The organism is Microbacterium sp. EB106-03-03-XG65, from assembly GCF_058791955.1.
Map to the genome: position 1 here is coordinate 158,290 of NZ_JBYTEB010000002.1, position 13,006 is coordinate 171,295.

The 13,006-nt window shown below is 69.8% G+C and carries 9 protein-coding genes; 2 read left to right on the forward strand and 7 right to left on the reverse strand.

Features of this window, described 5'->3' with window-relative positions; translation table 11 throughout:
* Positions 1-24: 24 nt before the first annotated feature.
* Positions 25-645, reverse strand: coding sequence for a class I SAM-dependent methyltransferase (locus AC3WS6_RS13945; RefSeq protein WP_492501629.1), 621 nt, complete (start codon positions 643-645; stop codon positions 25-27).
* Positions 645-1,463 carry a 16S rRNA (cytidine(1402)-2'-O)-methyltransferase gene (gene rsmI, locus AC3WS6_RS13950; RefSeq protein WP_492501630.1) on the reverse strand — a complete coding sequence of 273 codons (819 nt, stop codon included), beginning with the start codon at positions 1,461-1,463 and terminating at the stop codon, positions 645-647. The genes AC3WS6_RS13945 and rsmI overlap by 1 nt, the downstream gene beginning before the upstream one ends.
* An 80-nt stretch (positions 1,464-1,543) precedes the next feature.
* Here rsmI and AC3WS6_RS13955 point away from each other — a divergent pair, with 80 nt between their 5' ends.
* A complete protein-coding gene (locus AC3WS6_RS13955) occupies positions 1,544-3,103 on the forward strand; it encodes a dolichyl-phosphate-mannose--protein mannosyltransferase (protein ID WP_492501631.1) in 1,560 nt (519 codons plus the stop codon).
* 17 nt (positions 3,104-3,120) lie between these two features.
* Here AC3WS6_RS13955 and AC3WS6_RS13960 read toward each other — a convergent pair whose 3' ends face one another.
* The 5 genes from AC3WS6_RS13960 to AC3WS6_RS13980 all read right to left on the reverse strand — a co-directional run bounded on the left by AC3WS6_RS13960 (position 3,121) and on the right by AC3WS6_RS13980 (position 9,062).
* Entirely contained in the window at positions 3,121-4,488 is a 1,368-nt protein-coding gene (locus AC3WS6_RS13960) for an amino acid permease (RefSeq protein WP_492501632.1), read from the reverse strand.
* Between the two features lie 72 nt (positions 4,489-4,560).
* Positions 4,561-6,360, reverse strand: coding sequence for a thioredoxin domain-containing protein (locus AC3WS6_RS13965; protein ID WP_492501633.1), 1,800 nt, complete (start codon positions 6,358-6,360; stop codon positions 4,561-4,563).
* Between the two features lie 47 nt (positions 6,361-6,407).
* The gene (gene msuE, locus AC3WS6_RS13970) at positions 6,408-6,980 is read right to left on the reverse strand and encodes an FMN reductase (RefSeq protein WP_492501634.1); all 573 of its coding nucleotides are present in this window, start codon (positions 6,978-6,980) and stop codon (positions 6,408-6,410) included.
* Between the two features lie 76 nt (positions 6,981-7,056).
* Complete coding sequence (locus tag AC3WS6_RS13975; protein ID WP_492501635.1) at positions 7,057-7,893, reverse strand: aldo/keto reductase; 837 nt, start codon at positions 7,891-7,893, stop codon at positions 7,057-7,059.
* Positions 7,890-9,062 carry a heparan-alpha-glucosaminide N-acetyltransferase domain-containing protein gene (locus AC3WS6_RS13980; protein ID WP_492501636.1) on the reverse strand — a complete coding sequence of 391 codons (1,173 nt, stop codon included), beginning with the start codon at positions 9,060-9,062 and terminating at the stop codon, positions 7,890-7,892. The genes AC3WS6_RS13975 and AC3WS6_RS13980 overlap by 4 nt, the downstream gene beginning before the upstream one ends.
* A 42-nt stretch (positions 9,063-9,104) precedes the next feature.
* Here AC3WS6_RS13980 and hrpA point away from each other — a divergent pair, with 42 nt between their 5' ends.
* A complete protein-coding gene (gene hrpA, locus AC3WS6_RS13985; protein ID WP_492501637.1) occupies positions 9,105-13,001 on the forward strand; it encodes an ATP-dependent RNA helicase HrpA in 3,897 nt (1,298 codons plus the stop codon).
* Positions 13,002-13,006: the final 5 nt, after the last annotated feature.

Genomic DNA, 13,006 nt, shown 5'->3' on the forward strand with positions numbered 1-13,006 from the left:
GCACCAGGCTACCCGGCGAGCGAGTCACCGCCTGCGCGCTTCGAGCGAGCCGTGAGGGCGGGCGCTGATCTCACCGGCTTCGCGGCCGCGGGTCTCGCTCGACATGACCTCGAAGCCCGAGTCGTGCAGGAGTCCGCTCAGCGCCTCAGCCGACCAGAACCACGCCGGAGCGACGGCATGCGCGAACGGCTCGCGCGGCTCGCCGTCGAAGAAGCCGATCAGGATGCTGCCTCCGGGAGACAGCACGCGAGCGAACTCTTCGAGTATCCCGGGGACGTCAGGCGGAGAGGTGTGGATCAGCGAGTACCAGGCGAGGATGCCGCCGACCGCCCCTGCTTCGAACGGCAGGTCGCGGAACGAGCCGACGTCGAAAGAGATGCCGGGATGCCGTTCCTTCGCCGTCGCGATGAACTCCGCAGACAGGTCGACCCCCTGGGGCACGCGTTCGCCGCGGCTCAGGAAGGCGGTCCAGTGCCCGGGGCCGCAACCGGCATCCAGCAGCCGCCCCGAGGTCGTGGCGCGCCAGGCCCCGATGACCGCAGCATCCCGGGGGTCCATCTGCTCGATCGCACCGGCGAGCTCGACGTACTCCACGGCCCGCGCGTCGTACGCCGCAGCGATCGCGGCATCCGAGGCCTCGCGCATCAGCTGCGCGCGGCGAGTGCTGCCTGGTACAGGTCGCGAGACGACAGCCCGGTCGCCGCGGCGACCTCGGCGCACGCCTCTTTCAGACGCACACCGGATGCGACCAGTCGCTGCACCTGCGCGAGAGCGTCTTCGGCGGACGACTCCCGAGGCGCAGCTCCTTCGACGACGACGACGATCTCGCCCTTGACCCCCGCCGAAGCCCACTCGACGAGCTCGGCCGCGGTGCCGCGACGGACCTCCTCGTAGAACTTCGTCAGCTCGCGGCAGACGGCGATGCGGCGGTCGTCACCGAGCGTGGTACCCATGTCGGCGAGCGCGGACGCCAGTCGGGCGGGTGATTCGAAGAAGACCATCGTGCGGGGTTCGGAGGCGAGGGCGCGGAGCGTCGACCGCCGCTCCCCCGGTTTGCGCGGCAGAAAGCCTTCGAACGTGAAACGGTCGGTGGGCAGCCCCGAGATCGCGAGCGCCATGATGACGGCGCTCGGCCCCGGGATCGCGGTCACCGTCACGCCCTGCGCCACCGCCTCGGCGACGAGCGCATACCCCGGATCACTGATCGCCGGCATCCCTGCGTCGCTGACGACCACGATGTCCTGCTCGATCGCGAGCGTCGCGAGCTCGGCCGACTTCTGCTTCTCGTTGTGGTCGTGCAGCGCGATCAGGCGCGGCCTGTTGACGATCTGCAGCGCCTGCAGCAGCCGCCCGGTGGTGCGCGTGTCTTCTGCGACCACGACCTCGGCGTTCTCGAGCACCTCGATCAGGCGGCGGGACGCATCCCCGAGGTTTCCGATCGGCGTGGCGGCGAGGATGATCACCCGCCCAGCTTAGGCCGACCGAGGCCGCAGCCCGCCTCGAACCCGGGTCGCCGCGGACCCGGGTTGTCTAGGCTGGAGCGGTGACAGCGCCCGTGCCCCTGATGCCCGCTCCCGAAGAGCGCCTGACGCGTTACGGGCAGCTGCGCGACCGACTGCTCGACGACCCCGGCTGGGGACGGATGCTGCGGTGGTTCGCGCCCTTCATCGTGACCGTCGTCGCGGCGGTGCTGCGCCTGGTCAACCTGGGCCACCCGCACCAGCTCGCCTTCGACGAGACCTACTACGTCAAAGACGCGTGGTCGCTGTGGACGCTGGGCTACGAGGGCACATGGGGAGAGAAGGCGAACGAGGCGTTCATCACCCTGCAGGAGCTGCCGCTCGCCGACAACGGGTCGTTCGTCGTGCATCCGCCGCTGGGCAAGTGGCTGATCGCCCTCGGCATGTCGATCGGCGGGCCCGACAACTCCGTGGGATGGAGGCTCGCGACAGCGCTGCTGGGCACCGCCACCGTGCTGCTGGTCTATCTCGTCGCACGCCGTCTGACCGGCTCGATCGTCGTCGCCACCGTGGCCGGCTCGCTGCTCGCGATCGACGGCCTGAGCATCGTGATGAGCCGCACCGCCCTGCTCGACGGACCGCTCACGTTCTTCGTGATGCTCGGCGCCCTGTTCATCCTGATCGACCGTGAACGCACGATCCCGGTGCTCGAACGCATCGATGCCGACGCCGACGCGCCTGAGCCGCTCTGGGGACGGGTGCTCTGGCGGCGGCCCTGGCTGATCGCCGCGGGAGTCGCCCTCGGGGCCGGATGCGCCGTCAAATGGTCGGGCCTCTACGCGCTCGCCGCGTTCGGTCTCTACGCCGTCGTGACCGATGCGCTGGCCCGTCGCCGCGCGGGCGTGGTGCTGTGGCCGAGCTCAGCGGCGTTCCGCCAGGGTCCGGTGTCGTTCGTGCTGCTCGTGTTCCCCGCGTTCGCCACGTATCTCGTGAGCTGGACCGGCTGGCTCGTGACCGAGGGCGGGTACGCCCGTGACAGCGACCCGAACCCGTTCATCGCGCTGTGGAACTACCACCAGTCGATCCTCAACTTCCATGTCGGACTGACCAGCGGGCATCCCTACGCCAGCCCGGCGTGGCAGTGGCCGCTGCTGCTGCGACCGACGGCCGTCTGGGTCGGCACGGACCCGGCACCCTGCGGAGTCGACCACTGCATCGCGGTGATCTCGACGATCCCGAATCCGCTGATCTGGTACGCGAGCATCGCGGCCGCCGGGTACCTGATCTACCGTCTCGTGCGCGCCTGGATCGCCCGGCGACCGATCGATCCGGCACTGACGTTCCCGCTGGTCGGTCTCGCAGCGACCTATGTCCCCTGGCTCATGTTCCCCGAGCGCACGATCTTCCAGTTCTACACGGTGGCGATGGCGCCCTTCCTCGTGATCGGTCTCGCGGTCGTGCTGCGCGTGATCGCGGGTCGACGCGAAGACCCGCTGCACCGACGCCAGGCGGGCGAGCGCACGGTCATGGTGTTCCTCGCGGTCGTCGTGCTGGTCTCGGCGTTCTACTATCCGGTGTGGACCGGCGTCAGCGTGCCCTACGACTTCTGGCTGCTGCACAACTGGCTGCCGGGCTGGGTCTGATCCCGGCCGGTCTCCCCTCAGACTCGGCGACGCGTGAGGCGCGCGACGACGAGCAGCACGGCCGTCAAGCCGATCGTCAGCAGCAGCTGCGCCCGCGCGGCCTCATCGGTCATCGCGAGGGCGATGACCCCGGCGAGCAGGGCCAGGCACAGCCACGACAACCAGGGGAAGCCCCACATGCGCATGGGCATCTGCTCTCCTGTGCGGTCCGCGCGACGGCGGAGGATGATCTGCGACACCGCCGTGGCCGACCAGATGATCAGGACGGTCGACCCCACGACGTTCAGGAGCACCGGGAGCACCACATCCGGGAACGCCCAGTTCAGACCCACCGTGACGAAACCGAAGGAGACCGAGGCGAGCACCGCCACCACCGGCACGCCCTTCGCGGTGGTGCGCGTGGTCGCCGCCGGGGCGAGGCCCCGCTCGCCGAGCGAGTACGCCATGCGCGACGCGCCGTAGATGTTCGCGTTCATCGCCGAGAGCAGCGCGATCACGACGATGAGGTCCATCACCAGACCGACGCCGGGCACGCGCAGCGTCTCGAGGACGGCTGAGAACGGCCCCTCCGCGACGGCGGGATCGTTCCACGGCAGCACCGACACGATCACGAAGATCGAGCCGACGTAGAAGATCAGGATGCGCACGAGCACCTCGCGCACGATGCGGCGGATGTTGCGCGCGGGATCATCGGACTCGGCGGCGGCGATCGCCACGACCTCGGTCCCGCCGAACGCGAACATCACGATCAGGAGAGCCGCTGCGACCCCGGGCAGGCCGGTCGGGGCGAAACCGCCGTTGTCGAACAGGTTGCCGACGCCGGTCGCCGGCACGCCGGGGAAGAGCCCGACGATCGCGCACACACCGACCACCAGGAACGCGATGATCGCCGCGACCTTGATCGCCGCGAACCAGAACTCGAAGGTGCCGTAGTTGCGCACGCCGAACAGGTTGACCGCGGTCAGCGCCACGACGAACACGAGCACCCAGACCCAGGCGGGGATGCCGGGAACCCAGGCCGACACGATGCCGGCGGCGCCCGTCGCCTCAGCGGCGATCACCACGACGAGCTGGACCCAGTAGAGCCATCCCACCGCGCTTCCGGCACTGCGCCCCATCGCGCGCTGCGCATACGAGCTGAACGCGCCGGAGCTCGGACGAGCGGCGACCATCTCGGCCAGCATCGCCATGACCAGCACCACGATGCCGCCGGCGACGAGATACGAGATGAGCACGGCGGGCCCGGCGATGCCGATCGCCTGACCGGATCCGACGAAGAGCCCGGCGCCGATCGCGCCGCCGAGTCCCATCATCGAGATCTGGCGGCGGGTGAGACCCGGGTGCAGACCCTTGGTCGTCGTCGTGGTGGTGGGAACCTCGGTCATGCGTGTGCCTCCTGCGGTGCGATGTCAGTCTGGAGCGCTGACAGCACCCGATCTCCGTTCTATTGAACCCGATCAGCGCGCGTGCGACAGTTGGGCCGGATCGCTCACCGGCAGCCGACAGACGAACGAGCGGCAGTCGAACGCCTGCTCGGACCCGTCGGCCTTGCCCTCGAAGAGCTCGAATCCGGCGGCGGCGAACGCTCGGGCCTGTGTCGGGGAGACGATCGCCACCGCATCGGCATCGAGGCCGCGGGCGGCCGAAGCGAGCGCGCCGTCGGGCTGTGCGGTGACCACCACGACCTGTCGCGGAGCGTCGACGAGCCCCGCAGCGACCCGCAGCAGGCTGCCGTGGGCGAACGGCTGCTCGACGGCCCGAGCGGCGTGCGCGCTCACCGACTCGACGGCGGCGTCCCGATACCGATCCCCCGCTCCCAGCAGCCACGCCGTGAGGGAGGCGGCGGCGACGGCCGCGGCGCCCGAGGGAAGGTCTCCGTCGGTCTGATCCGGCGCCGTCGCGATGCCGTGAACGGTCAGCAGAGGGTCTCCGTCGATCCCCGCGAGAGCCGTGTCGAGCAGCGTCAGTCCCTCGCGAGCCCACGCTGCGTCGCCGGTCGCAAGAGCCAGCGCGAACAGTCCGTCCGCGAGAAGCGCGGCGTCGGCGGTGGTCGCGACGGCTGACGACGCCACGCCGTCGAGCGACGCGCGCACCAGGACGCCTGCGGCATCCCGGTTCACCCGCAGCACGTGTTCGGCGGCGTCGACCGCGGCCGTCACCCACACGGGTTCGGCGCACGCGGCGCCCGCCCGAGCGAGCGCCGCGATCGCGAGACCGTTCCAGCCCGTGATGACCTTGCCGTCGACAGCGGGCTCCGCGAGCCCGCTCCGCTCGCTGACCGGCCGCAGATAGTAGCCGCCCTCACTGCGCTGCCCGTCGATCCACGACTCCGAGTCCTGTGCGGCACCGAATCCGCCGCCATCGCGCCGCAGCGTGCGCAGCAGGAAGTCCGCCACCCCGTGCACCGTCGGCATATCCCCGGCGTCGAGGGCCACCTGCAGCAGCTGGGCGTTGTCGGTCAGCATGCGCTCGTAGTGCGGCACGGTCCAGTCCCGCTGCGTCGCGTAGCGGAAGAACCCGCCGTCCTCATCCCGCAGAGCGGACGCCGCCATGGCGGCGAGTGCCCGATCGGCGGTCGCCGCCGCATCCGGAGCCTCGCGACGCACGAGCGGGCTCTGCAGGAAGCTCAGCGTGGTGGCCACCGGGAACTTCGGTGCGCCGCCGAAACCGCCGAACTGCGGGTCCTCGCGTGCAGCGATCGCACGGGCGGCTGCGGCGATCGCACCGGCATCCGGCAGATCCGACGGAGCGGATGCGGCGGCCTGCGCGAGCGCCGCGGTCACCGCATCCGCCGATTCCTCGGCCTGCGCGCGCCGCACCGTCCACGCCTCGTGCACCGCAGCGAGCACATCGCGGAAGGCGGGCATCGGCTGCCGCGCGACCGGCGGCCAGTAGGTACCCGCGTAGAACGTTCGCCCCCGGGGCGTGGCGAACACGGTGAGCGGCCAGCCGAGGTTCTGCGTGAACGCGGATGCTGCGGCCATGTACGCGCCGTCGACGTCGGGATGCTCCTCACGGTCGACCTTGACCGCCACGAAGTCCTGATTGATCGCCGCCGCCGTCACGGGATCGGCGAACGACTCGCGCGCCATCACGTGGCACCAGTGACAGGTCGAGTAGCCGATCGAGATGAGCAGCGGCACGCCGCGGCGCTCGGCCTCGGCGAAGGCCTCCGGTCCCCACGGGTACCAGTCGACGGGGTTGTCGGCGTGTGCGCGCAGGTACGGACTGAGCGTGTCGGCGAGCCGGTTGGTCATCCCTTTACGCTACGCGGGCCCGAGGGCGCGGCGGAAGCCGGGCGGCGTCAGGAGACGAGAAGCGGCTCGGCAGGGCGCGACGCGGCATAGCCGACCAAGGGCAGCGCACGGTCGGCGGCGAGCGCGATCCGCGCCTGCAGAACGTCCGACGAGATCACGTAGCCGTCGAAATCGGTGTTGCTCGCATACACGCCGACCGGCAGCGTCAGCGCCTGGAAGAACGCGAACAGCGGACGCAGCTGGTGCTCGATGATGAGCGCGTGGCGCTCGCCGCCGCCGGTCGCGGCCAGCAGCACCGGCTTACCGACGAGCTCGTACTGACCCACGAAGTCGAACAGGTGCTTGAAGAGTCCGGTGAACGATGCGCGGTAGACGGGGCTGCCCACGATCAGCAGGTCGGCCTGCTCGATGGCCACGAGCTTCTCCTCGACGCGCTCGGGCAGCTGGTCGCGCGACAGTGCTCCCGCGAGGGAGGGGCCGATGTCGGTCAACTCGATGACCTCGATATCGACCGCGGTGCGTTCGGCGACAGCACCGGCGATCGCACGGATCAGAGCCGTGGTCTTGCTGGGTTCGTGCAGAGAGCCGGACACGGCGACGACACGGTAGGGAGCTGTCATGCCGACGACGCTACTCACGACGACGCCCCGTGTCGCCATGCGCGACACGGGGCGTCATCTGTCGAAACGGAACGCCTCAGTTGACGTCGTTCGGGTGCGCGCCCACGCGGCCCGAGCCGTCGAGCGGGTCGAGCGCGTCGATCGCCGCGATCTCGGCATCGGTCAGTTCGAACCCGAACACATCGAGGTTCTCGCGCAGCCGCTCGGCACGCACCGACTTCGGGAAGACGATGAACCCCTTCTGCAGATGCCAGCGCAGCACCGCCTGGGCGGGGGTGACATCGTGAGCTGCGGCGGCCTCGGCGATCGCCGGAGTACCGAAGAGGTCGTACTTGCCCTGTCCCAGCGGACCCCACGACTCGATGCGGATGCCGCGCTCGGTCGCCCAGTCGACGATGTCGCGCTGCTGATAGGCCGGGTGCAGCTCGATCTGGTTGACCGCGGGGGTCACGCCCGTCTCGGCGACCACGCGCTCGAGATGCGGCACGAGGAAGTTCGAGACGCCGATGCTGCGGGTGAGTCCCGCCTCACGCAGCTCGACGAGCTTCGCGAAGGCGTGCACGTAGTCGTCCTTCGCCGGCGTGGGCCAGTGCACGAGGTACAGGTCGACCGCGTCGAGTCCGAGCTTCTCGAGGCTCTCGGCGATCGCCTTGTTCGGCTCGTCGTCGTGGTGGCGGTCGTTCCACAGCTTCGTCGTGACGAAGAGCTCGTCGCGCGCGATGCCGGATGCGGCGATCGCGGCTCCCACGCCCTCTTCATTGCCGTAGATGGCCGCCGTGTCGATGTGGCGGTAGCCGATCTCGAGCGCTTCGCTCACGGCGCGCTCGGTCTCGTCGGCCGGCACCTTGAAGACGCCGTAGCCGAGCTGGGGGATGGAGTTGCCGTCGTTCAGTTCGAGTGCAGGAATCGTCATGCATCCAGCCTAGGAGCACCGGAGGCCGGCGGGGTCGCCATCGCCGAGGCTGCTCCGCCTGCGAGCCGCTCGAGCGGGCCGCGTCCCACGAAGATCGACCAGAGGGTCGTCGCCAGCAGCAGCGTGATCGCTGTGCCGACCCAGAACTCGTTGCTCGTGAAGAAGCCGCCGGGTCCGCCGATCAGCGCGGTCGAGAGCACGTGAGCGGTGTATGCCGACAGCGGCATGGATCCCAGCGCGGCGAGCGGCAGCAGGATCCCGCGCAGTGGACGGCTGAGCAGAAGGCACAGTGCGATGATCACGAGCGCGAATCCGCCGGAACCGAGGATCTCGGCGGTGCCTCCCGAATGCGGATCGACTCCGAAGACCGCCGCCAGCACCGCACCGAGCGGATCGGCGTCGGCGACGGCATCCGGATAGGTGGTCCATCCCGTGCTCGGCACTCCCGCCGTGCCGCTGACGCCGCCCGTGCCACCCACACCCGCAAGCGCTCCGACGAGGCCGAGCCCGTAGCCGACGACCATGAGTCCGAGCCCCACCGCGAGTGCGACCGCTGCGGTCTCGAGTCGCTCCACATGCAGGCGCCCCAGGGCCATGCCCGCGAAGACGAACGCGAGCCAGACGGTGATCGGGTACGAACCGTAGAGCACGAGATCGATACCCGGCCCCGACGGATGCAGCGTGAGCACGGCCAGCAGGGCGAGGAGCGCCGGCCCTGCGAGAGCGAGCACGCCGGCCGCGAGCAGCAGCTTCCACGGCTGCCACCGCAGGAACGGGATGACGGCGACGTAGAGAAGGCCGTACAGCGTGAGGATCACCGCGATCGGGGTGTTCAGCAGCTCGAGCCCCACGCCGATCAGGAAGATCACCGCACCACGCCCGACGAGCTGCAGTCGGATGCTCGGGATGCGCGCCGGGTCGGGGCCCGAGCTGCGCCCGGTCATGAGTGCGATCGACACCCCCGCCAGCACGGCGAACAGGATCGATGAGCGCCCGTTGACCAGATCACCCCAGGTCGAGGGATCGAGCGCGTCGAACGATGCGGATTCGCCGATGTGAGCCCCGGCCATGCCGAGGATCGCGAGACCGCGAGCGACATCGAGTCCGAGGATGCGAGGCGGCCGACCGAAGTCGTGGAACCACTGGGTGGGGCTGTGCACGACCGTCATTCGACGATCGTAGAGGCCGATCCCGACATACGATGGAGAGCCATGTCCTCCCCCGTCATCTCGTATCCCGCCGAGCTGCCCGTCAGCGCTGCCCGCCACGAGATCGCCGACGCCATCCGCGACCACCAGGTCGTGATCGTCGCGGGCGCCACGGGGTCGGGAAAGACCACGCAGCTGCCGAAGATCTGCCTCGAGCTCGGGCGCGAGCGGATCGCACACACGCAGCCCCGCCGTCTGGCCGCGCGCACGATCGCCGAGCGCGTCGCCGAGGAGCTCCAGGTCGAGCTCGGCACGCTCGTCGGCTACAAGGTGCGATTCACCGACAAGGTCTCGGACGAGACCCGCATCGCGCTGATGACGGACGGCATCCTGCTCAACGAGATCAACCGCGACCGGCTGCTGCGCCGCTACGACACGATCATCATCGACGAGGCGCACGAGCGCTCGCTCAACGTCGACTTCCTGCTCGGATACCTCGCACGGCTGCTGCCGGAGCGACCAGACCTCAAGGTCATCATCACCTCGGCGACGATCGACCCCGAGAGCTTCGCGAGACACTTCGCGGCGGCGGACGGAACCCCGGCGCCGATCATCGAGGTGTCCGGGCGCACGTATCCGGTCGAGATCCGCTATCGCGGCCAGACCGATGACACCGAGGAGGGCGGTGCCGCCGAAGCCGCCGACGAGGTGACGGCGATCGTCGCCGCGCTGCGCGAGCTCGACCGCGAGGAACCGGGCGACGTGCTCGTCTTCCTGCCCGGGGAGGCCGAGATCAGAGACGCGGCGGATGCCGTGCGCGGCGCGTATGCGAAGGATCGCTCCCCCACCGAGGTGCTGCCGCTGTACGGGCGGCTGTCGGCGGCCGAGCAGCACCGTGTGTTCGAGCGGAGCAGGGTCGCCGGAGTGCGTCGCCGCGTCGTGCTCGCCACCAACGTCGCCGAGACCAGTCTCACCGTGCCCGGCATCCGGTATGTGATCGACACCGGCACCGCACGCATCTCGCGCTACAGCAACCGTTCCAAGGTGCAGCGGCTGCCGATCGAGGCCATCTCGCAGGCCTCGGCGAACCAGCGCTCGGGGCGTGCCGGTCGCACGAGCGACGGCATCGCGATCCGCCTCTACTCCGAAGAGGACTTCGAGAAGCGCCCGGAGTTCACCGAGCCCGAGATCCTGCGCACCTCGCTCGCCTCGGTGATCCTGCAGATGCTGTCGCTCGGCTTCGGCGACATCACCGCGTTCCCCTTCCTCACGCCACCCGACTCCCGAGGGGTGAAGGCGGCGTTCGACCTCCTCACCGAGCTCGGAGCCGTCCGCCCCTCGACCGGCTCGGACGCCCCCACGCTGACCCGCATCGGCCGCGACATCTCGCGCATACCGATCGACCCGCGCTTCGCGCGCATGCTCATCGAGGCGGGTCGCCCCGGCGGCGCAGACGTCACCCGCGACGTGCTCGCGATCGTGGCGGGGATGTCGATCCAGGACGTGCGCGAGCGCCCCTCGCAGGAGGCACCGCAGAGCGTGCGCGACGAGGCCGACAGGATGCACGCGCGGTTCGCCGACCCGACGAGTGACTTCCTCTCGATCCTGAACCTCTGGAACCACCTCAGGGAACAGCAGCGCGAGTTGGGGTCCAGTGCCTTCCGCCGACTCTGTCGTTCCGAGCATCTCAACTATGTGCGCGTGCGGGAGTGGTTCGACGTGCACCGCCAGCTCCGCGGACTCCTGAAGACCGCAGACGGTTCGGGGACGGCGGATCCGGACGCGATCCACCGCGCGCTCCTCGCCGGGCTCCTGTCGCAGATCGGCATCCTCGACGAGCGCAAGACCGGTAAGGGCATCGACCCCAAGAAGAAGCGGATGGCGGAGTACCGCGGCGCCCGCGGCATCCGCTTCTCGATCTTCCCGGGTTCTGCCCTGCGCAAGAAGAGTCCCCAAGCCGTGATGGCCGCCGAGATCGTCGAGACGTCGCGAACCTATGCGCGCACGGTCGCCGCGATCGACCCTGCCTGGGCCGAGGCGCTCGCCGGCGACCTCGCGAAGCGGCAGGTCACCGAGCCGCACTGGTCGAAGGATGCCGGCGCGGCCGTCGCCTATGAGAAGGTCACGCTGTTCGGGGTCGAGATCATCCCGCGCCGTCGTGTGCAGTTCGCGCGTATCGATCGCGCCGCGTCGCGGGAGCTCTTCGTGCGGCATGCGCTCGTCGAGGGCGAGTGGGACCCCTCGCGCATCGACAAGCGCGTGAGTGCGTTCTGGCGCAGCAACGCCGAACTGCGCAAGCGCCTCGAGAAGCTCGAGGAGCGCGAGCGTCGCCGTGACATCCTCGCTGGCGACGAGGCGGTCTTCCGCTTCTACGAGGAGCGGATCCCGGCCGACGTCTTCGACGTGCGCTCGTTCGAGAAGTGGTGGCGCGAGCAGCTGGCCTCGACGCCGAAGCTGCTGGTGATGCGCGAGGCAGACCTCGTCGACGACGAAGGCCGCGCCGATCAGCACGAGTTCCCGACCAGGTGGACGCAGGGCGACCAGGTGCTGGGCCTGGCCTACCGGTTCGAGCCTGGCGCTGCCGACGACGGCGTGAGCGTGGTGATCCCGCTCCCTCTGCTCGCCCAGATCGAGAACCGGGGCTTCGACTGGCAGGTGCCAGGCCTCCGTGCCGAACTCGTCACCGGTCTGCTGCGCGCGCTGCCGAAGGCGATCCGACGCCATGTCGTGCCCGCCGCCGACTGGGCCGAGAAGTTCGGCGCGGAGCTCGCGGGAGACGGCCCCGAGTCCCACGGCGGAATGCCGGCACGCACGCTGAAAGAGGCTCTCGCTCGGCTCATCCAGCCGCTCGCGAATCAACTCGTCACGGCGTCCGACTTCGAGGACGAGCGCGTGCCGGCGCACCTGCGCATGAACTTTCGCGCGGTGGACGAACGCGGTCGGGTCGCCGGATCGAACCGTGATCTCCGTGTGCTGCAGGCGCAGCTCGCCGACCGGGCCCGCAGCAGCGTGGCCCGCTCGATCGCCGCGCCGCCGCGCCGCCCCGGCCCGTCGAAAGGCCCCCAGCCTGCGGCACCCGCCGCGTCGATCGAGCAGAGCGGTCTCACCGGCTGGACGTTCGGCGACCTTCCCGAGGTGCTCGACACCCGTGTCGCCGGCGGAGTGGTGCGCGGATATCCGGCGATCATCGATCAGGGAAAGACCGTCTCGGTGCGGGTCGAGTCGACGGCCGACGCGGCTGAGACGGCCACCCGCGCAGGTGTTCTTCGGCTCGTGCTGCTCGGCGTGCCGTCTCCGTCGTCGTACGTGCAGCAGCACCTCACGAGTCAGGAGAAGCTCGCGCTCGCGGCGTCCCCCTACCAATCCGCCGCCGCGCTCATCGAGGATTGCCGCGCGGCTGTGGTGCAGAGCGGGATCGACGGTGTCGCACCGGGCGGCATCGTGCGCACCGAGGCGGAGTTCGTGCGCGTGCGCGACACCGTCTCGGCATCGCTCGTCGACGACCTGTTCGCGTGCGTATCGCTCGTGGCACGCATCCTCACGAAGTCACGCGAGGTCGAACGCGGCATCAAGTCGCAGAACTCGCTCGCGCTGCTCGGACCACTCAACGACATCCGCACACAGCTGTCGGGTCTGCTGCACGCGGGTTTCGTGTCGTCCGCGGGCGTCGAGCGCCTCGCGCACTTCCCTCGCTACCTCGACGGAATGCTCGACCGACTCAAGACTCTCGCGAGCGAGCCCGGCAAGGACCGCACCCGCATGAGCGAGTTCGAGCGCATGGCGAAAGTGTTCGAAGATGCCGGAGGCACCATCCCTCTGCCTTCCGATGCGCCCGCGGCTCTCGTCGAGACGCGGTGGCTGCTCGAGGAGTATCGGGTGAGCGTGTTCGCGCAGCGACTCGGCACCGCGCAGCCCGTCTCGCCGCAGCGCATCATGAAGGTGCTGTCTTCCCGGGGGTAGCCTGA